Origin of the sequence: Thalassobacter stenotrophicus (assembly GCF_001458315.1) — a bacterium.
Taxonomy (GTDB): domain Bacteria; phylum Pseudomonadota; class Alphaproteobacteria; order Rhodobacterales; family Rhodobacteraceae; genus Thalassobacter; species Thalassobacter stenotrophicus.
Map to the genome: position 1 here is coordinate 218,221 of NZ_CYRX01000033.1, position 19,381 is coordinate 237,601.

Consider the following 19,381-nt stretch of genomic DNA (forward strand, 5'->3'; position numbering starts at 1 on the left):
TCGTTTTGTGTTGGAGTGCTGGGCTTGATTTGGCTTGAGAAGCGCCCCGCGCCGAGCCGCACTTGGTCGGCGGCCAGCCCGATCGTGGCCGTTTTCCTGACGCTGATTGCGGGCGGCATCATGTTCGCCATTTTGGGCAAGAACCCGTTTGAGGCGCTGCGCACGATCTTTTGGGACCCGCTGTTTCATGAGCAATTCGCGTCGTTTTCGCGGCCGCAATTGTTGGTGAAAGCGGGGCCGTTGATCTTGATCGCGATCGGGCTTTCGTTCGGATTTCGTGCTGGAATTTGGAACATCGGCGCCGAGGGTCAGTACATCATGGGTGCCATCGTAGGCGCGGCCGTTGGGCTGGCGCTGTACCCTTCGGAATCGGTCCTGATCTTTCCGTTGATGGTGGTGGCTGGCGCGCTGGGAGGCTGGGCTTGGGCGATGATCCCGGGGCTTTTGAAGGTGCGCTTTGGGACCAATGAAATCCTTGTGTCGTTGATGTTGGTCTATGTGGCCGAGAACATCCTAGCCTCCGCCGCAGTTGGTTGGTTGAAAAACCCCGATGGTGCGGGATTTCCCGGCTCTCGGAACCTGAGCCAGTGGGAGGCCTCTGCCAACCCTGAGTTGATCGCAGGCACAGGCGCGCATTGGGGTGTCATGGCGGCGGTAATCGCGGTGGTTTTCGCCTATGTCGTTTTTACCAAGCACATCCTTGGGTTCCATATCCGGCTGTCAGGCGAGGCGCCGCGCGCGGCCCGGTTCGCGGGCGTAAACCCGAACTTGTTAGTTCTGGTGTGCCTTGGGTTATCGGGGGCGCTTGCGGGGCTTGCGGGGTTGTTTGAGGTCACGGGGCCTGCGGGGCAGATCGGCATCGATTTTAACGTGGGCTACGGGTTTACCGCGATTATTGTTGCGTTCCTTGGGCGACTTCACCCGATTGGGATTTTGCTTGCGGGGCTGTTGATGGCGCTCACGTACATCGGTGGCGAGCTTGCATCCTTTATGCTGTCGATCCCGGGGGCGGCTATTCAGGCGTTTCAGGGGATGTTGTTGTTCTTCCTTTTGGGGGTGGATGTGGCCACGCATTACCGTGTGCGGTTTGGCCGGAAAGGTGTCGCGTAATGGACCTGTCTTCCATCAATTGGCTTCTTTTGCTGGCCTCTCTCATGGTGGCGGCGACGCCAATTTTGTTGGCGGCCATTGGGGAACTGGTCGTCGAAAAGGCTGGTGTGCTGAACCTTGGGGTTGAGGGCATGATGATCATGGGCGCGGTCTGCGGCTTTATCATCGCGGTCGAAACCGGCTCTGCGCCGCTGGGCTTTGTGGCGGCGGCTGCGGGGGGCGCGCTTTTGTCGATGCTGTTTGGGGTGCTGACACAGTTCTTGATGTCGAACCAAGTGGCGACGGGCCTTGCCCTGACGTTGTTTGGTCTGGGGCTGTCGGCGTTGATGGGCCAAGGCTACATCGGGATCAAGGCGCCGGGCATTGGCAAGCTGGACCTTGGGCCGCTGTCGGACCTGCCGGTGCTGGGCACCATCCTGTTCCGCCACGACGCGATGGTCTATGTGTCCATCGCTATCGTCATCGCGGTGTGGGCGTTTTTGAAATTCACGCGCGGAGGCCTGATCCTGCGCGCGGTCGGCGAGAGCCATGATGCGGCACACGCACTGGGTTACAACGTGATCCGCGTACGGCTGATGGCGATTGCCTTTGGCGGCGGCTGTGCGGGTCTTGGCGGCGCTTACCTGAGCCTTGTGCGCGTGCCCTCATGGACCGAAGGCATGACAGCGGGTGCGGGGTGGATCGCGCTGGCAATTGTGGTATTTGCCAGCTGGAAGGCGGGTCGGATTATCGTGGGTGCCTATCTTTTTGGCGGAATCACGGTTTTGCAGCTCAACCTTCAGGCCGCAGGGGCCAAGATTCCTGTAGAGGTCTTGTCCATGTCGCCTTACCTCATAACTATCATCGTGCTGGTCGTGATCTCGGCGGACCGAAAACGCGCGGCGCACAACGCACCAGCCGATCTTGGCAAATCATTCCATGCCTCTCACTAGGGGCACATCCAACAGGGGGATACCCATGAAACTCACGAAACTTTTGGCCTCGGCCGCACTGGCGGTTGGCCTTGCAACGACCGCATTCGCGGACGGCCACGAGAAAACCAAAGTCGGCTTTGTGTACGTCGGACCCATCGGTGACGGCGGCTGGACCTATCAGCACGATCAGGGCCGTCTTGCTGTCGAAGCTGAGTTCGGCGATGCGGTTGAAACCGTGTTCCAAGAAAGCGTCCCCGAAGGCCCCGACGCCGAGCGTGTGATGACGCAAATGGCGCTGTCTGGTGCGGACATCATCTTTACGACGTCTTTCGGTTACATGGACGCCACCAACAACGTGGCCGCCAAATTCCCAGACATCAAGTTTGAGCACGCGACAGGCTACAAGCGCCTGCACGACAACGTTTCGACCTATGATGCGCGCTTCTACGAAGGCCGCGCCGTTCTGGGCCACATCGCAGGTAACATGACCGAAACCAACAAAATCGGTTACATCGCGTCGTTCCCCATTCCCGAAGTGATCCAAGGCATCAACTCGGCCTATCTGCACGCGTCCAAGGTAAATCCTGACGTCGAGATGGTCGTGATCTGGGCCTACACATGGTTCGATCCCGCCAAAGAAGCCGACGCCGCAAAAGCGATGATCGAGCAAGGCGTTGACGTGATCATGCAGCACACCGATTCCACTGCACCACAGGCCGCCGCACAGGAAGCCAACGCAAACGGTGGCCGCGTGTTCACCTTTGGTCAGGCCTCTGACATGGCTGCATTCGGTCCCAAGCCGCGCATCGCGTCGATCATCGACGATTGGTCGCCCTACTACATCAAGCGCGTTGGCCAGCTGATGGACGGCACGTATGAGCAGACCGCAAGCTGGGGCGGCATGCCCGAAGGCGAAGTGGTCATCGGTGAGATCACAGATGAAGTCCCCGCCTCGGTCAAAGCCGAAGCACTGGCGATGGTTGAGGCCATTTCCAACGGCACATACCACCCCTTCACGGGCCCTATCACCAAGCAAGACGGCACAGTGTTCCTTGCAGAAGGTGAAGTCGCCACGGACGTGCAGCTTGTGACGATGGATTTCTACGTCGAAGGCATCACAGGTGACATCCCGAACTGAGTCGGGTCATGATCTAGCCGCTGAAAATGCGGCGCAATGGGGCGTGTCAGTGAAAACTGGCGCGCCCTTTTGTTTTCGCCAAGCATACAAAAGTATCTAAATCTTCATGTTGTTTCGCGAAACCGGCCCCAACTGAGATATAACTTTTGGATAGGTTGGATCACCTCTTGTTTTGTGTACTGTCCTGGGCGGAATGGATATCGATTTTTTGATTATAGGCGGCGGCATTGCCGGAACCTCCGCAGGCGCCGCGCTGTCTGCGCTCGGCTCCGTTCATCTGTGGGAGGGTGAGACCGCGCTTGGCTATCACGCCTCGGGTCGGTCTGCCGCGCTGTTTGAGGAATCCTATGGCCGTGCGGAGGTGATCGCGCTCAACAAAGCCAGCGGCCCGATCCATCATGCCAATGGCTATACCGCGCCGCGGGGCTTGCTGTTTTTGGGGACGCCCGCGCAATCGGATGATCTGGCGCGGGATATTGCTGCTTATGGTTTGACCCCGCTTAGTCCGTCTGAGGCGACGGATATGATCCCGATCCTTAGTGCGGACGCGCTGGCGGGGGCAGGGTACCATGCAGAGGCCTATGATCTGGACACCGACCGTATGGTCCAAGACGGCGCGCGTGCTATCCGCGCCGCTGGCGGGGCGACGGAGACAGGCCGAACCGTTACGGCGATTGAGAAGCTCAAGGGCGGATGGCGTGTTAGTGCCGGTGCCATCACAGTGACCGCGCGGCATGTGGTTAACGCGGCGGGCGCATGGGCGGACGGTGTTGCGGGAATGGTCGGTGTGGCCCCCGTGGGCCTGACGCCGATGCGGCGGTCTATGGCGCGGCTTGCGGCCCCGGGTGGGCTGCCCACGGCGGATTATCCCATGATGATCGGCGCAAATGAAACGTGGTACGCCAAGCCCGACGCTGGCGCGCTGCTGGTGTCTCCGGCTGAAGAAGAACCAAGCGCCCCCATGGACGCTTTCGCCGATGACATGGTGCTGGCCGAAGGGCTGGCCCGCTACCAAGAGGCCGTCACCCCCGAGGTCACGCGCCCGATGTCCACATGGGCCGGGTTGCGGACCTTTGCCCCAGACCGCCGTCTTGTGCTGGGCCGGGACCCCGCTGAGCCTTCGTTCATATGGTGCGCGGGGCAGGGCGGCTACGGCTTCCAAACGGCTCCTGCGGCGTCTCGCCTTTTGGCGGATATAGTCGGTGCCCGTCCGTCGGAATTAGATGCCACCACAGTTAACGCCTTTGCTCCGGAGCGATTTGCATGACACCAAAACCCTCCGACCGGGCGCCAAACACGGCCGCTGACCCAGACGACATCATCGCTCAGAAGTTTTCTGTCGCAGCGGAACGGAACATCAAACCAATCCAAGACGTGCTGGCCAAATACCTGCCTACCAGTGGCCGGGTGCTGGAAATCGCGTCAGGCACGGGGCAGCACATCGTAGCGCACGGCGCGGCTTTCCCCGAGCTGATGTGGCAGCCCACGGACATCAGCGCCATGCGTCGTGCGTCCATTGAGGCGTATCGCAAGGTTATGGGCCTCGAAAACGTCCTGCCGTCTGTGCATATGGATGCCTGTGCCCAAGGGTGGGCGCAGCAGCGCGGCCCGGTGGATGTGGTGATCGTGGTCAACCTTTTGCACTTGATCACAGATGCCGACATGGCCGTTTTGCTGGATGAGGCAAGCCAGAGCCTGTCGTCCAGCGGAATGCTTGCGATTTATGGGCCGTTCCTGCGTGAAGGAATGACGACGTCGCAGGGCGATGCCGATTTTCACTCTGAACTTCTCGCGCGGCATGAGGGGCTTGAGTACAAAGACCTTGGCGCCGTGGCGTCGGTGCTAGAGGCACTGCAACTGCGCGTCTCAACCTATCCGATGCCGGCCAACAATGTGATGCTGATTGCCCGTAAGGCCGACTAATCGACGAGGGCGTCCGGGGACGGCATCGCCGCCCCACGGGTCTTTGTGTCAGATGCCGCCCTAGCCGTCCTTACGGATGGTGGCGTTCGTCGGGTCATAGGGGCTGTCGACGGTCACCTCGACAGGCCACAGCTTGTCTTGGATTTTGACCATCAGCTTGGTGCCCGGCTCTGCCAGATCAGGCCGCACATAGCCCATCCCGATGGAACGCCCAAACGCCGGTGAATACCCGCCTGAGGTCAAGCGCCCGACCTTGGTATCCCCTGCATACAGCGCCTCACGGCCCCACGGGTCAGCATCCGCAGGCCCATCCACCAAAAGCGTGACGCACTTGGACCGGATGCCAATGGCCTCCATCGCGGCTTTGCCGTGGAAGTCCTTGTTCAGGTCGACAAAGCGGTCCAGCCCGGCCTCTAGCGGCGTCGCATCCCGGCCCAATTCGGTGCCAAACGCGCGATAGGATTTCTCCTGCCGGAGCCAGTTTTGCGCCCGTGCGCCCACCAGTTTCAGCCCATGGGGTTCACCGGCCTGCATCAGTTGGTCGAACAGGTAGTTCTGCATTTCAATCGGGTGGTGCAGTTCCCATCCCAGCTCACCGGTGTAGGCCACGCGGATCGCCATCGTGGGGCACATCTTCAACTCGATGTCCTGCGATGAGAGCCACGGGAACCGCTTGTTGGACAACGCGGTCTCGGGGTTGGCATCACTGATCAAGGCACCCAACACATCACGGGATTTTGGCCCCGCAATCGCAAAAACCCCGTATTGCGATGTCACGTCCTGCAAGGTCATCGCGCCGAATTCAGCGGTCTTGTCCGCAATCGCGGCCCGCAGGAAATCAGCGTCATAGGACTGCCACGCACCAGCGGACACAAGGTAATAGCTGTCCTCGCCCCGGCGCACGATGGTGTATTCCGTGCGCGTGGTGCCAGCTGCCGTCAAGGCATAGGTCAGGTTGATACGGCCCACGCGGGGCAGCTTGTTCGTCGTGAACCAATCCAGGAATTGCGTGGCACCCGGGCCGGAGAGAACGTGCTTGGTAAAGGCAGTCGCATCGATCAGGCCAACGCCCTCGCGGATCGCGTGGGCCTCGTCCTTGGCATAGTCCCACCACGCTCCGCGCCGAAAGGACCGCGCGTCGTGGTCAAAGCTATCGGGCGCATCAAGCGGGCCAAAATAGTTGGGCCGTTCCCAACCGTTGACGCAGCCAAACTGTGCCCCCAGCGCCTTTTGCCGATCATAGGCGGGCGCAGTTTTTAGCGGACGACAGGCGGGGCGTTCTTCATCCGGATGGTGCAGGATGAAAACGTGGTCGTATGATTCCTCGTTCTTGCGCGCGGCATATTCCGTCGTCACCCAAGAGCCAAAGCGTTTCGGGTCGAGCGACGCCATGTCGATCTCAGCCTCACCCTCAACCATCATCTGCGCGAGGTAATAGCCCGTGCCACCCGCAGCCGTGATCCCAAAGCTAAAGCCCTCAGCCAGCCACATGTTGCGCAGTCCCGGCGCGGGGCCAACCAACGGGTTGCCATCGGGGGTATAGCAGATCGGGCCGTTGAAATCGTCCTTGAGGCCGACTTCCTCAGACGAGGGGATGCGGTGGATGAAGGACATGTATTCTTCTTCGATCCGCTCCAGATCCAGCGGGAACAGGTCCGCGCGGAAACTGTCCGGCACGCCGTATTCAAAACACGCGGGGGCGTTTTTCTCATAGGGGCCAAGGATCCAGCCGCCGCGTTCTTCACGCACGTACCACTTGGCGTCCGCATCGCGCAGCACAGGGTGCTCACCGTGGGTTTTACGGTATTCTTGCAGCATCGGGTCGGGTTCGGTCACGATGAACTGGTGTTCCACCGGGATCGCAGGGGATTTGATGCCCAAGAGCTTCGCGGTGCGCTGGGCGTGATTGCCCGTGGCGGTGACCACATGCTCTGCCTTGACGACCACCTGTTCCTCGGTCGCGACCAAGTTGCCGCCCTTGTCGGCCATCTTGGTGCAGGTGACCTCCCAGTGATCACCCTTCCATTCATAGCCATCGACCTGCCACTTACGCTCAATCGTGACGCCGCGCTGGCGGGCGCCCTTGGCCATGGCCATCGTCACATCGGCGGGGTTGATATAACCGTCGGTGGGGTGGAAAATCGCGCCCTCAAGGTCCTCGGTGCGCACCAATGGCCACCGCTCCTTGATCTGCGCGGGCGTCATCCACTCGTAGGGTACGCCCACGGTTTCTGCCGTGGATGCGTACAGCATATATTCATCCATACGCGCTTGGGTCTGCGCCATGCGCAAGTTGCCCACCACGGAAAAGCCCGCGTTTAGGCCGGTCTCTTCTTCCAGCGATTTGTAGAACTTCACGGAATAGTCGTGAATATGGCTTGTGGCATAGCTCATGTTGAACAGGGGCAGCAGGCCGGCGGCGTGCCAAGTCGAGCCCGAGGTCAGCTCATCGCGCTCCAGCAACATCACGTCGGACCAGCCGGCTTTTGCCAAATGATAGGCTATGCCGTTGCCCACGGCGCCACCGCCAACAACGAGGGCTTTTACTTCCGTTTTCATTGCAACACTCCCGGAGATCTAGTTGCGCCTACATTGTCCAAAAAAGCGCGCCGCCCACAATCCCACCCGACGCAAACCCATCCGAAAACGACCTGTTGTCAAAGTTGCGCCCTTCATGCCGCATTGATGCAGGCAACCGGGCCGGATAAGCGACGCGCATGAAAGTCGTTCACACCAAATCCGACCTGCGCGCCGCCCGCGCATTACTGCCCGCCAACACCGGGTTTGTGCCCACGATGGGTGCTCTTCATGCGGGCCATATGGCTTTGGTGCAGGCCGCGCGCGCCGCATCCGATGCCGTGGTCGTATCGATCTTTGTAAACCCCACACAGTTCGGCAATCCCGAAGATCTGGCCAAATACCCCGACACTCTCGCAGAGGATCTCGCCCAGCTAGAGGCCGCAGGCGTCGACCTCGTGTTCTGCCCCACAGCCGCGCAGATGTATCCCGAAGGCGCGGATACAATTGTTGAGACCCCCAAACTTGCAGGTATGCTAATGGGCGCACTTCGTCCTGGCCACTTCCGAGGGGTCGCAACCGTGGTCACCAAATTGTTCAACCTGGTTCAACCTGCCCGCGCGTGGTTTGGGCAAAAGGACTACCAACAGGTGCTCGTGATCCGGCAGATGGTTCGCGATCTCGAAATTCCGGTCGAAATCGTGGCTCACGCAACCGTCCGTGAACCCGACGGCCTCGCGATGTCCTCGCGCAACCTGCGCCTCACCGCAGAGGATCGCGCCGCCAGTACGATCCTGTCACAGGCGCTCAATGCTGCACAATCCATGGCCACACAAGGGGCCACACCCGATCAAATCGTCGAAAAAGTCTCCGCTCAAATCACGGCAGAACCCCGCGCCACCCTACAGTCCGTAGATATCCGCGGCGCCGCAGATCTCTGCGAACTGCCTGACGCCCCACTCGCGTCTCATGCGGTCTTGTTGCTCGCGGCAGATTTCGGGCCGGTCCTGCTGATCGACAACGCGATCCTCACCCCCTGATCCCCAACTCTTTGGTTTCCAAATATCCCGGGGGAAGGCCGCAGGCCGGGGGCAGAGCCCCCTACAGCATGTTCCCTACAACATACTGGGCACAACCAAATCTGGGGGACGGTGTCCATCATCAAACGTCTTGATATTGATCAAGACCTTCTCACCCATTTCAACGCGCCCCTCGTGGGTCGCCGATCCCATATGCGGCAACAGCACGACGTTGTTCAGCTCACGCAGACGTGGGTTCACGGTGCGGCCATGTTCATACACATCCAGCCCCGCACCCGCGATTTCATTGGCGCGCAGCATCCGGGTCAGCGCATTTTCATCCACGACTTCTCCGCGCGATGTGTTCACAATCACGGCTGTGGGTTTCATCAACTTCAGCCGCCGGGCGTTCATCAAGTGAAACGTCGAAGGCGTGTGGGGGCAGTTGATCGACAACACATCCATACGCGCAATCATCTGGTCAAGGCTCTCCCAGTAGGTGGCCTCCAAGGGCTCCTCTAGGCCCGCGTGTAGGCGGCGGCGGTTGTGATAATGCACCTGCATCCCAAAGGCCGCGGCGCGTCGCGCGACTGCCTGCCCAATTCGTCCCATTCCCAAAATACCAAGGCGCCGCCCGGCCAAGCGGCCGCCCAGCAGGGCCGTGGGGGACCATCCGTCCCAATTGTCTTTCTGCATGACGGCCATGCCCTCAGGAATGCGCCGTGTGACAGACAGCATCAGGGCCATGGTCATGTCAGCCGTGTCTTCGGTCAGAACGCCGGGCGTGTTGCTGACCAAAATACCCCGCTGCCGCGCAGTGGACACATCAATGTTGTCGACACCCGCACCGTAGTTCGCGATCAGCTTCAGCCTGTCGCCTGCTTGGCCCAAAAGGCCCGCGTCAATTGTATCGGTGATCGTCGGGACCAAAACATCGGCGCGCCCCATCGCGGCGACCAGTTCCGCGCGGGACATCGGCGTGTCATCTTCGCGCAGCTCGACGTCAAAAAGCTCCATCATGCGGGTCTCGACCGCCTCAGGCAGTCTCCGGGTGACCACAACTGTCAGCTTTTTGCCTGCCATTTGACCGCTCTCCGTTGGATTTGTCACGCCACTGGCGCGCTGGGCTCTAGATTTATACCCCCCATAGTGACAAACTGACAGCCACGCGCAAGGCGTGAAACGCAGCCCGAAACGGGCGCAGATCAGACGATACAGGACCTCTCACATGATGCGCAGGCTTGCGTTCGCACTACTGATCGGGCTGATGGCTTACGCGCCCGCGGCGCAGGCCACCGAAGAGCCGGCCCAGCCCGCAGCCGAACGCGGCCCCGTGACCAATCTGCCCTTGCCGCGCTTCGTCTCGCTCAAGGCGGCCGAGGGCAATGTGCGGCGCGGCCCTTCGCGCACACACCGGGTGGATTGGGTGTTCAAACGGCGCAATATGCCCCTGCAAGTCGTCAGCGAATATGGCCATTGGCGGCGCGTGGTGGACCGCGATGGCGCGGGCGGCTGGATGCATTATTCGCTGCTGTCCGGGGCCCGCACCGCGCTTGTTACGCTTGATAAACTGCCCCTACACGCACGTCCCGACGCCAGTACGCGCGTCATAGCCTATGCCCAAGAGGGCGTAGTGGCGCGCTTGGGCGAATGCGCCGATGGCTGGTGTGAGGTCCGCATCAGCGGCATTGAGGGCTGGTCGCCCATGGCGCATTTGTGGGGGGCAGGCGCACCCGCCCCCTAACGCATCAAGCGGTCAATAATCCGCGTCCCTTGAGCAAAGCCTCAACCCCCGGCATCCGGCCTCGGAACTTGGTATACAGCACATCCGCCTCTTCCGAGCCGCCTGCCGACAGGATGAATTCTTCCAACTTTGCCGCGATTTCGGGGTCAAACGGACCGCCTGCTTCGCCAAAAGCGTCGAACGCGTCGGCGTCCATCACTTCGGACCACATATAGCTGTAGTACCCGGCGGAATATCCGTCGCCCGCGAATACATGGGCGAAGTGCGGCGTTGCATGGCGCATCGGGATCGCGCGGGGCATGCCGATCGCCTCTAGGACTTCGGCCTGTTTTTGCATCGGGTCGGCAGGGGCGTCCGCGGCTTCGTGGAACGCCAGATCGACCAGCGCCGAGGCGACATATTCCACCGTCGAAAAGCCCATGTCATAGGTCGCCGCACCCAACAGGCGGTCCAACAGGTCGCGCGGCATTGGCGCGCCGGTGTCGGCGTGGGTGGCGAATTCTTCCAGCACTTCGGGCACCTCTAGCCAGTGCTCATAAAGCTGGCTGGGCAGTTCTACGAAATCGCGCGCCACGGATGTGCCTGAGATCAGCCCATAGGTGACGTTCGACAGCATCTGGTGCAACGCGTGGCCAAATTCGTGGAACAGGGTGCGCGCATCGTCGTAGGACAACAGGGCGGGCTCTGATTTGGCAAAGTTGCACACGTTCACGACGATGGGTGTCACGGCCCCGTCTAGCTTGGATTGTGACCGCATGGCCGAACACCACGCCCCCGACCGTTTGGACCCACGGGCAAAGTAATCGCCGATAAAAATGGCCACAGGCGCGCCATTGCGGGTGACCTCCCAGGCGCGGGCATCGGGATGATACAGCGGGACGTCCAGTGGCGCAAACTCCAGCCCAAACAACCGGTTGGCGCAGGCGAATGAAGCTTCAATCATCCGGTCCAGCTGCAAATATGGCTTCAGCTCGGCCTCATCCAAATCATGCTCGGCCTTGCGCCGGATGGCCGCGTAATAACGCCAATCCCAGGGTTCTAGCGGACCTTCGTAGCCGTCCTTGTGCAGCATCGCTTCTAGGATTTGCGCGTCCTTGTCGGCGGCGGCTTTCGCGGGCTCCCAGACTTGCATCAACAAGCCGCGCACGGCGTCCGGCGTGCGGGCCATTTCGGTCTCAAGCTTATAGTCGGCAAAATTGGCATAGCCGAGCAGCTTGGCCCGCTCCGCGCGCAAGGCCAAAATCTCGGTGCAGATGGCGCGGTTGTCTGTGTCGCCGCCGTTCGCGCCCCGCGCGATCCATGCGGCAAAGGCCTTGGCCCGCAGGTCGCGCCGCGGCGAGAATTGCAAGAACGGTGTGATCAACGACCGCGACAGCGTCACAATCGGACCACCTGCATCCTTTTCCTCACCCGCCGCGCGGGCCGAGGCCACCACAAAATCCGGCAGGCCTTCTAGGTCGTCCTCGGACAAGGGCATGAACCATGACCGTTCATCGGCCAGCAGGTTTTGGGTGAAGGTCGTGCCCAAGGTTGCGAGCCGTGATTTGACCTCTGTCAGTCGATCCCGCGCCGCGCCTTCTAGGGCCGCGCCCGAGCGGACAAAGCTGCGGTGATACAGCATCAAAACCCGTTCCTGTTCCGGGCTCAGATCTAGGTCATCACGCGCATCCCACAGCGTTTGGATGCGGGCAAACAGGGCTGCGTTGTTGGTGATTTCGCTGGCATAGGCCGACATGCGGGGCGCCAAGTCACGCATCAGCGCCTCGCGCTCGGGGTTACTGTCCGAACCCGCGATGTTGTAGAATACGCCTGCCACCCGGTCGAGCAGCTTGTCCGCACGCTCCAACGCTTCGATCGTGTTGGCGAACGTCGGCGGCTCGGTGGCCTCGGCGATCGCGGCAATCGCCGCGCGCCCTTCGGCTTCGGCGGCGTCAAACGCGGGGCCGAAATGCGCGTCCATCAGCGCGTCAAACGGGGGCAGGGCGTGCGGGGCGGTCCACTCGGCAAGCAACGGGTTGGTCATGGGAAATCTCCTTTGACCTCAAGCTAGGGGCGCGGCCCGTCCTCCGCCAGCCCTATGGCGCAAAAAGGTCCCGACCGGAGCCGTGCGAATGGGGACTGGATTATAGCCGGCAGACGGCGCACTCTGCGCGCAACAACAGGCAAAACAGGGGGCGCGCGCCATGGCTTGGTCCATTCATCACGTCAATCTAGAGGCACGCAACGTGGCTCAAACCGCTCGGTTCTATACCGAAATTCTGGGCATGACGCTGGGCGCATGGGCCTTTCCCGAAACGCGCGGCTACCTTCCGGGTGATCCAGAAAAGTTGGCGCTTTTGGGTGATGGGCGTGAGAGTCACACCGGCCTGCACCTCATCGCACCGGACCCTGAGTTCGCGGCCAAAAACAACATGGCCCACAACCCCAGCATTGGCGGTCACGTGGCGCTTCAGGTTGATGATCTGGACGGCGTGATTGCGCGGCTAACAGCGGCAGGCGTGCCCCATTCCGTCACCGGAGAGTTCGCAATTCCCGGCCTGCGCCACGTCTATGTCGAGGACCCAGAGGGCAACCTGCTAGAGATCAATGGCCGTCTGCGCCCAGTCCCGGCGCCTGTGCGCCACATCGTACTTTGCCAGATCAAACCGACCATTTCGCAGGCTGATATTGACGCACTTTGGGCAAAGCTAGAGGCGCTGCGCAGCGCCGTGCCGGGCATGGGCCCGGTGCGTGCAGGCCCCAACACCAGCCCCGAGGGGGCCGCGCGCGGCTATACCCACGCCGTCACCATCGATTTCGAGGCCTCGGCGGCCCGTGACGCATACCTATCCCATCCCGATCATATTGCCGCTGGCGCGGAATTGGTCGCGATATGTGCGGGCGGCGCGGATGGGATCTGCGTGTTGGATATCTAACAGCACCCTTTCGCCGACCTAGCCCAGGGCGCTGGTCGCGCCCGTTTGGATATGGTTAATACGTATGAAGACCAAAGGAGAACGCGGCATGACCCGTATTTGTGTGATGGTGGCAATGTTGGTGGCGCTGACCGCCTGCGGAACAATCCAAGGCGTGGGCCGTGACATCACGAGTGCCGGACAGGCCATCGAACGCGCGGTCCAATAGCGACCCGTCCCCGTGTTACCGCGCGCAGTTTCGACACAGCGACGCGGTGGGCACGGCCTGCAGACGCGCGACTGAAATAGCCTCACCGCACTTTTGACAGATGCCGTAGTCCCCGGTCTCGATCCGCGCGAGGGCGGCATCAATCGCGCGAACCTCTTGGGCGTCGTGGACGCCAAGCGCCTCCATCACCTCATCCCCCTGCCGCTCAGTGGCGGCATCCTCCACGTCTCGGGGGGCGGGTTTGTCTAGGTCCCGCTCAATGATCTGCATCTGACGGGTCAGCTGAGCGCGCCGGTCCAGCAGGCGAGCTTTTATTTCGGCATAGGTTGGGCTTGCGGCCATGGGTTCATCCTCCGTTATGCGGATGAACTATGCGCCCGGCCTCAGACGCTCGCGTTGATATGGGTCAACTGGATCGGTGGCTGCGCGTCCCACAGGGCCCGCACAGCCGCCAAAACGGACAGCCTTAGCTGTCCATTTTCAGTGCATTAATAAACGCCTGCTGCGGGATTTCGACCTTGCCGAACTGACGCATCTTTTTCTTACCGGCTTTCTGCTTTTCAAGCAGCTTCTTCTTCCGGGTGGCGTCACCGCCATAACACTTGGCGGTCACGTCCTTGCGCATGGCCGACAGGGTTTCGCGCGCGATCACCTTGCCGCCGATGGCCGCTTGGATCGGAATTTTGAACATGTGGCGCGGGATCAGCTCCTTGAGCTTTTCGACCATCGCACGGCCACGTGTTTCGGCACGTTCGCGGTGCACCATCATCGACAACGCGTCCACTGGCTCATCGTTTACCAGCACCGACATCTTAACCAAATTGTCTTCGCGGTAACCAATCATTTGGTAGTCGAACGAGGCATAGCCCTTCGTTACCGACTTCAGGCGGTCGTAGAAATCAAACACCACCTCGTTCAGCGGCAGGTCATAAACCACCATCGCCCGGGAACCCGCGTAGGTCAGGTCCAGCTGCAGGCCGCGCCGATCTTGGCACAGTTTCAGAACGTCGCCCAAATACTCATCAGGTACGAGGATCGTGGCCTTAATCCGCGGCTCTTCGATGTGATCCACAAGGGTCAGGTCGGGCATGTCCGCAGGGTTATGCAGCTGCTCAACCGTGCCATCCTTCATGTGAATATCATAAATCACGCTTGGCGCGGTGGTGATCAGGTCGATGTCATATTCGCGCTCAATCCGGTCACGGATGACCTCAAGATGCAGCAACCCTAGGAAACCACAGCGAAAACCGAACCCAAGAGCCGCGGATGTTTCCATCTCAAAGCTGAAAGACGCATCGTTCAGCGCAAGCTTATCGATGCTGTCGCGCATGTCCTCAAACTGGGCGGCGTCCACGGGGAACAGCCCACAAAACACAACCGGTTGCGCGGGCTTAAAGCCGGGCAGTGCCTCAACTTCGGACTTTTGGTGCGTGATCGTATCACCCACACGCGTATCGCGAACCTGCTTGATCGAGGCCGTTAGGAACCCGATTTCACCGGGGCCGAGGCTGTCGATTTCGGCCATCGCAGGCCGGAACACGCCGATCCGATCCACATGGTGAACGGTCCCGTTCGACAAAAACTTAACGCGTTCACCCTTTTTCAGGCGACCATCGATAACGCGAACCAAAACGATCACGCCCAGATACGAATCGTACCAGCTGTCCACCAGCATCGCCTTTAGCGGCGCATCCGGGTCGCCCTTGGGCGCGGGCAGATGTTTGACAATGGACTCAAGTGTTTCGCGGATGCCAACACCGGTCTTGGCCGAAACCTGAATGGCCTCCGAGGCATCAATCCCGATCACATCTTCAATCTGTTCCGCCACGCGTTCACAATCGGACGCAGGCAGGTCGATTTTGTTCAAAACCGGCACGATTTCGTGGTCCGCGTCTAGCGCGTGGTACACGTTGGCCAGCGTCTGCGCCTCAACCCCTTGCGTGCTGTCGACCACCAGCAATGATCCCTCAACCGCACGCATCGAGCGGGAGACCTCATAGGCAAAGTCGACGTGGCCGGGGGTGTCGATCAGGTTCAGCACATAGTCCTGACCATCATCGGCGGTGTAGTCGATCCGCACGGTGTTGGCCTTGATCGTGATGCCGCGCTCACGCTCAATGTCCATGGAATCAAGCAGTTGCTCTTTCATGTCCCGAACGGCGACGGTGTTCGTCTCCTGGATCAGGCGATCAGCGAGCGTGGATTTCCCGTGGTCGATGTGCGCGACGATGGAAAAATTGCGGATTTTATCGAGGTCGGTCATGATGGGGATATGATGCGGTTTTCGGGCTTGGTCAATGGTGGAGATGCGGGACGGTAAAGGCGTCTGCTAACGGCTGTGAAAATAGGGGTCTGGTGGTCTGGTTCGCGCAGGGCCTAAGCGCCCGCTGATCAGCCATTTAATACACATTAACGCAATGACCAGATGGGTGTTGCAGCAAGACACCCGTGTGCCGCCAAATAAAGGGATGCCCCTCTACATTTTGTGGTTAACGCGATATAGTACGAAATTAATTTTAGTTAATTATCAGTAAGATACCCTGACCCTTTGTTGCGCGCGCACAACAATAGGGCATAAGGCGTGACCTATCGGGTCAGAGGCCCAGAATACCCTCAAGCCGCTTCAACTCGGCTCGGTCTTCGGTTGTCCAATCTGCGCTACGCGCGCGGAAAAGCGTCGCTTGGCTTTGGTGGATCGGCTCGCCACCCAATACCTTCAGGTGGTTCGCGCGCAGCGTTTCCCCGGTCGATGTGATGTCCGCGATCGCCTCTGCCGTCTCATTCTTGACGGTGCCCTCCGTCGCGCCTTGGCTGTCGACCAGCTGATAGTCGGCCACGCCCGCGTCGCGCAGATAGTCGCGCACCAGACGGTGGTATTTCGTGGCAATCCGCAGGCGGTGACCATGCTGCGCGCGAAACGCGGCGGCAACCGCGTCCAGATCATCCAGCGTGTCCACATCCGCCCAAGCGACTGGCACCGCAAGGATCAGGTCCGCATGACCAAAACCCATCAACGCAAGCTCTTCGACGCGCTGGTCCCATAGGCTCAACTTTTCGCGCACAAGGTCCGATCCCGTGACGCCCAAATGAATGCGCCCAGCGGACAATTCGCGCGGAATTTCACCGGCCGAGAGCAACACCAACTCTATGTCCGCGCCCTCAACCGCGCCGGCATATTCCCGCTCGGACCCGGTGCGCGACAGCGTCAGTCCACGTTTGCCAAACCATTGAAATGTCTTTTCCATCAGCCGCCCCTTGGACGGCACCCCCAGCTTCAGCGTCATGTGAGGTTCTCCCGCATTTGGCGGACAAGGGCGGGGCGGATGACGCCGCCCACAGCAGGGATTGCGCGGCCTTGGCCCAGCACCGAGGTCAGCGCGTCATAGCGCCCGCCAGTGGCGACAGGCGGCAGGTGCGGCGCGCCGGTAAAGCCGAACACGAAGCCGTCGTAATACTCCATCGAGGTGCGCCCATAGGTGGCCTCAAACGGGATGTCGGCGATGGTGATACCTGCCGCATCCAGTGCTTCGAGCCGGGCCTCAAACATGTCGGTTGCATCCGAAATGGCGGGCAGGTCGATGGCGATATCGCGCAGAATTTGCAGTGCGCCGGACAGTGGCGCTTTTAGGTCCAAAACCGCGTCAATCACATCTGCCTCGGCCTCACCGATGGGCGGGGTGGCGGCGTCGATCCGCAGGGCCTCGATCCGGTCCGCGACCTCCTGCGGGCCGCGCTTGCCGACCTGTACGGCATCGCTCGCCACGGCCAAGGCCGCGCGCGGGTCCGCGATCAGGGCGGCGCGGTGCGCGGGCACGGACGTGCGGCCCGTAAAGCGGTCCAGCAGCGTGCGGAACCGGCGCGGACGCCAGATGTGGCGGCGCAGTGCGGCGCGGCGACGTTCCGATGTGGACAGCCCATTTACGACCGCGATCAGGATACCAATGTCCCCGGTCACAGCTCGCAGGTTGAGCGGCGAAAGCACCTCTGAAAACAGAGAAAACACCTCAGCGTCGGCGCGAGCGGGATCGGTGCGATCAAACAGCTCAAAGCCAACCTGAAGGTATTCACGCGCGCGGGTTGCGTCGCTTTCTTGCTTGCGAAACACCTCACCCATATAGGCGTAGCGCGCGGGTTCGGGGCCTCCGGCCTCGATGTTGTCCATGTGCATCTGCACGACTGGCACTGTAAAATCCGGTCGCAGCATCATCTCACCCTGATCGGGGTCTTGGGTGATAAAGGCGCGGCCGCGAATGTCTTCGCCGTAGAGGTCCAACAGCGTTTCGGCAGGTTGTAAAAGGTCCGTTTCCACCGGCGTGGCACCGGCGTGTTTGAACGCCTCTAGCACCCGTGCGGCTTCGGCCCGGTCTGCGGTTTTGTCTATTGCTCCAGGCACTTGCGAACCTCTTCCACCAGATCGTCGCGCGAAATCTCGCGTTGGGCGGGCTGGGCTTTCCATTCCTCAAGGCTCGCGCTTTGGGCGATTTTGGCCCCAAGGATCAGGTCCTTGATTTGCACGACGCCGCGCTCGGCCTCGTCCGAGCCTTGGATGATCGCCACAGGGCTGAGCCGCTTGTCCGCATATTTCAGCTGGTTGCCAAAGTTCTTGGGGTTGCCCAAGTACACCTCGGCGCGGATGCCGGCGGCGCGCAGCTCAGACACCATCTGTTGGTAGTCCGACATGCGGGCCTTATCCATGACCGTCACGACCACGGGGCCGGGCGGAGTTGCGGCGGTGCGACCCTTCATGCGCAGGGCGGCCAGCAAGCGATCAACGCCGATGGAGACGCCAGTTGCGGGAACCTCTTGGCCAGTGAACCGTTGCACGAGGCCGTTGTAGCGACCGCCCCCTGCGACCGAGCCGAACTGCCGCGGACGGCCCTTTTCGTCTTTGATCTCAAAGGTGAGTTCGGCTTCATAGACCGGACCTGTGTAGTAGCCGAGGCCGCGCACGACGGAGGGGTCGATCACGATTCTGTCGGCGGCGTAGCCTTGGGCTTCGAGCAGGGTCGCGATTGTTTGCAGCTCTTCTACGCCCTCGGTGCCCACGGCGCTGTCGCCGATGGCGGCGCGTAGGTTGGCGAGTGTGTCGGCCGAGGTCGCGCCCTTGGATGTCAGGAACGCGAGGACCGGTTCGGCCTGTGCGTCGGTCAAACCAACGCCGTCGATGTAGGCACCGGAAGCGTCCAAGCGCCCTTTGCCCAGCAGTTCGCGCACGCCGGCCTCACCGACTTTGTCGAACTTGTCGATGGTACGCAAAACGTCGGCCTGTTGGGCGTCATCCGTGACGCCTGTGGCCTCGAGCACGCCGTTGAGGACTTTGCGGTTGTTGATCCGGATCAGATAGTCGCCGCGCGGGATGCCCACGGCCTCTAGCGTGTCCGAGAGCATCGCGCAGATTTCGGCGTCTGCGGCGACCGAAGGCGCGCCGACGGTATCGGCATCGCACTGATAAAACTGACGGAACCGACCGGGACCGGGTTTTTCGTTGCGCCAAACGGGACCCATCGCAAAGCGACGGTAGGGCATCGGCAGATCATTGCGGTGTTGCGCATAGACGCGGGCCAGAGGCGCGGTCAGGTCATAGCGCAGGGCCATCCAGTCACCCTTGTCGTTCTCATCGGCTTCTTGCCACGCAAAGACGCCCTCATTCGGGCGATCCACATCGGGGAGGAATTTGCCCAAGGCTTCGACCGTTTCCACGGCAGAAGATTCGAGCGCCTCAAACCCATACAGGTGGTAGACAGCGGCGATCTGATCCAACATAGCCTTGCGCTCGGACACCTCGGTGCCGAAATAGTCGCGAAAGCCCTTGGGCGGTTCGGCCTTGGGGCGCGGGGATTTCTTGGGTTTGGCCATGGGTCGGTCCGATGTTTGATCAGGTGCCCCGCCTTTA

17 protein-coding genes are annotated in these 19,381 nt (G+C 61.0%); 9 read left to right on the forward strand and 8 right to left on the reverse strand.

Features of this window, described 5'->3' with window-relative positions:
• The first annotated feature begins 24 nt into the window (after positions 1–24).
• The 5 genes from THS5294_RS15625 to THS5294_RS15645 all read left to right on the forward strand — a co-directional run bounded on the left by THS5294_RS15625 (position 25) and on the right by THS5294_RS15645 (position 5,085).
• Positions 25–1,110 carry an ABC transporter permease gene (locus THS5294_RS15625; protein WP_058124783.1) on the forward strand — a complete coding sequence of 362 codons (1,086 nt, stop codon included), beginning with the start codon at positions 25–27 and terminating at the stop codon, positions 1,108–1,110.
• A complete protein-coding gene (locus tag THS5294_RS15630; protein ID WP_058124474.1) occupies positions 1,110–2,042 on the forward strand; it encodes an ABC transporter permease in 933 nt (310 codons plus the stop codon). The genes THS5294_RS15625 and THS5294_RS15630 overlap by 1 nt, the downstream gene beginning before the upstream one ends.
• Before the next feature lie 25 nt (positions 2,043–2,067).
• Positions 2,068–3,162, forward strand: a complete 1,095-nt coding sequence (locus THS5294_RS15635) for a BMP family ABC transporter substrate-binding protein (RefSeq protein ID WP_058124475.1) — start codon at positions 2,068–2,070, stop codon at positions 3,160–3,162.
• A gap of 193 nt (positions 3,163–3,355) precedes the next feature.
• Positions 3,356–4,429: an NAD(P)/FAD-dependent oxidoreductase gene (locus THS5294_RS15640; RefSeq protein ID WP_058124476.1), complete on the forward strand. Its 1,074-nt coding sequence runs from the start codon at positions 3,356–3,358 to the stop codon at positions 4,427–4,429.
• Complete coding sequence (locus THS5294_RS15645) at positions 4,426–5,085, forward strand: DUF938 domain-containing protein (protein ID WP_058124477.1); 660 nt, start codon at positions 4,426–4,428, stop codon at positions 5,083–5,085. The genes THS5294_RS15640 and THS5294_RS15645 overlap by 4 nt, the downstream gene beginning before the upstream one ends.
• A 60-nt stretch (positions 5,086–5,145) precedes the next feature.
• On the opposite strand, the gene THS5294_RS15650 is transcribed toward THS5294_RS15645, so the two are convergent.
• Positions 5,146–7,644: a GcvT family protein gene (locus tag THS5294_RS15650; RefSeq protein WP_058124478.1), complete on the reverse strand. Its 2,499-nt coding sequence runs from the start codon at positions 7,642–7,644 to the stop codon at positions 5,146–5,148.
• A 158-nt stretch (positions 7,645–7,802) separates the two neighbouring features.
• Here THS5294_RS15650 and panC point away from each other — a divergent pair, with 158 nt between their 5' ends.
• A complete protein-coding gene (gene panC, locus THS5294_RS15655) occupies positions 7,803–8,642 on the forward strand; it encodes a pantoate--beta-alanine ligase (protein ID WP_058124479.1) in 840 nt (279 codons plus the stop codon).
• A gap of 75 nt (positions 8,643–8,717) precedes the next feature.
• On the opposite strand, the gene THS5294_RS15660 is transcribed toward panC, so the two are convergent.
• A complete protein-coding gene (locus THS5294_RS15660; RefSeq protein ID WP_058124480.1) occupies positions 8,718–9,704 on the reverse strand; it encodes a 2-hydroxyacid dehydrogenase in 987 nt (328 codons plus the stop codon).
• A gap of 148 nt (positions 9,705–9,852) precedes the next feature.
• On the opposite strand from THS5294_RS15660, the gene THS5294_RS15665 reads away from it, so the two are divergent.
• Complete coding sequence (locus THS5294_RS15665; protein WP_058124784.1) at positions 9,853–10,365, forward strand: SH3 domain-containing protein; 513 nt, start codon at positions 9,853–9,855, stop codon at positions 10,363–10,365.
• A gap of 4 nt (positions 10,366–10,369) precedes the next feature.
• On the opposite strand, the gene THS5294_RS15670 is transcribed toward THS5294_RS15665, so the two are convergent.
• Positions 10,370–12,388 carry a M3 family metallopeptidase gene (locus THS5294_RS15670; RefSeq protein ID WP_058124481.1) on the reverse strand — a complete coding sequence of 673 codons (2,019 nt, stop codon included), beginning with the start codon at positions 12,386–12,388 and terminating at the stop codon, positions 10,370–10,372.
• 160 nt (positions 12,389–12,548) lie between these two features.
• On the opposite strand from THS5294_RS15670, the gene THS5294_RS18155 reads away from it, so the two are divergent.
• Entirely contained in the window at positions 12,549–13,280 is a 732-nt protein-coding gene (locus tag THS5294_RS18155) for a Dabb family protein (RefSeq protein WP_082645056.1), read from the forward strand.
• An 88-nt stretch (positions 13,281–13,368) separates the two neighbouring features.
• Positions 13,369–13,488, forward strand: a complete 120-nt coding sequence (locus THS5294_RS18160; protein ID WP_072936595.1) for an entericidin A/B family lipoprotein — start codon at positions 13,369–13,371, stop codon at positions 13,486–13,488.
• 15 nt (positions 13,489–13,503) lie between these two features.
• Here THS5294_RS18160 and THS5294_RS15680 read toward each other — a convergent pair whose 3' ends face one another.
• The 5 genes from THS5294_RS15680 to hisS all read right to left on the reverse strand — a co-directional run bounded on the left by THS5294_RS15680 (position 13,504) and on the right by hisS (position 19,344).
• Positions 13,504–13,830 (reverse strand): TraR/DksA family transcriptional regulator, encoded by a 327-nt coding sequence (locus THS5294_RS15680; RefSeq protein WP_058124482.1) that lies wholly within the window; start codon positions 13,828–13,830, stop codon positions 13,504–13,506.
• Between the two features lie 124 nt (positions 13,831–13,954).
• Positions 13,955–15,751 (reverse strand): translation elongation factor 4, encoded by a 1,797-nt coding sequence (lepA, locus tag THS5294_RS15685; RefSeq protein WP_038004379.1) that lies wholly within the window; start codon positions 15,749–15,751, stop codon positions 13,955–13,957.
• A 331-nt stretch (positions 15,752–16,082) separates the two neighbouring features.
• Positions 16,083–16,772, reverse strand: coding sequence for an ATP phosphoribosyltransferase (gene hisG, locus THS5294_RS15690; RefSeq protein WP_058124483.1), 690 nt, complete (start codon positions 16,770–16,772; stop codon positions 16,083–16,085).
• Positions 16,769–17,881, reverse strand: a complete 1,113-nt coding sequence (locus THS5294_RS15695) for an ATP phosphoribosyltransferase regulatory subunit (protein ID WP_038004384.1) — start codon at positions 17,879–17,881, stop codon at positions 16,769–16,771. Before THS5294_RS15695 ends, hisG begins: the two co-directional genes overlap by 4 nt.
• Entirely contained in the window at positions 17,866–19,344 is a 1,479-nt protein-coding gene (gene hisS / locus THS5294_RS15700; RefSeq protein WP_058124484.1) for a histidine--tRNA ligase, read from the reverse strand. The genes THS5294_RS15695 and hisS overlap by 16 nt, the downstream gene beginning before the upstream one ends.
• Positions 19,345–19,381: the final 37 nt, after the last annotated feature.

Excerpts from the sequence above, each read along its gene's own strand:
- panC (WP_058124479.1), top strand. The coding sequence starts at position 7,803 with ATGAAAGTCGTTCACACCAAATCCGACCTGCGCGCCGCCCGCGCATTA.
- THS5294_RS15650 (WP_058124478.1), bottom strand. The coding sequence starts at position 7,644 with ATGAAAACGGAAGTAAAAGCCCTCGTTGTTGGCGGTGGCGCCGTGGGC.
- THS5294_RS15630 (WP_058124474.1), top strand. The coding sequence starts at position 1,110 with ATGGACCTGTCTTCCATCAATTGGCTTCTTTTGCTGGCCTCTCTCATG.
- THS5294_RS18160 (WP_072936595.1), top strand. The coding sequence starts at position 13,369 with ATGACCCGTATTTGTGTGATGGTGGCAATGTTGGTGGCGCTGACCGCC.
- hisS (WP_058124484.1), bottom strand. The coding sequence starts at position 19,344 with ATGGCCAAACCCAAGAAATCCCCGCGCCCCAAGGCCGAACCGCCCAAG.
- THS5294_RS15640 (WP_058124476.1), top strand. The coding sequence starts at position 3,356 with ATGGATATCGATTTTTTGATTATAGGCGGCGGCATTGCCGGAACCTCC.
- hisG (WP_058124483.1), bottom strand. The coding sequence starts at position 16,772 with ATGACGCTGAAGCTGGGGGTGCCGTCCAAGGGGCGGCTGATGGAAAAG.
- THS5294_RS15680 (WP_058124482.1), bottom strand. The coding sequence starts at position 13,830 with ATGGCCGCAAGCCCAACCTATGCCGAAATAAAAGCTCGCCTGCTGGAC.
- THS5294_RS15635 (WP_058124475.1), top strand. The coding sequence starts at position 2,068 with ATGAAACTCACGAAACTTTTGGCCTCGGCCGCACTGGCGGTTGGCCTT.
- THS5294_RS15645 (WP_058124477.1), top strand. The coding sequence starts at position 4,426 with ATGACACCAAAACCCTCCGACCGGGCGCCAAACACGGCCGCTGACCCA.
- THS5294_RS15670 (WP_058124481.1), bottom strand. The coding sequence starts at position 12,388 with ATGACCAACCCGTTGCTTGCCGAGTGGACCGCCCCGCACGCCCTGCCC.
- THS5294_RS18155 (WP_082645056.1), top strand. The coding sequence starts at position 12,549 with ATGGCTTGGTCCATTCATCACGTCAATCTAGAGGCACGCAACGTGGCT.
- THS5294_RS15660 (WP_058124480.1), bottom strand. The coding sequence starts at position 9,704 with ATGGCAGGCAAAAAGCTGACAGTTGTGGTCACCCGGAGACTGCCTGAG.
- THS5294_RS15665 (WP_058124784.1), top strand. The coding sequence starts at position 9,853 with ATGCGCAGGCTTGCGTTCGCACTACTGATCGGGCTGATGGCTTACGCG.
- lepA (WP_038004379.1), bottom strand. The coding sequence starts at position 15,751 with ATGACCGACCTCGATAAAATCCGCAATTTTTCCATCGTCGCGCACATC.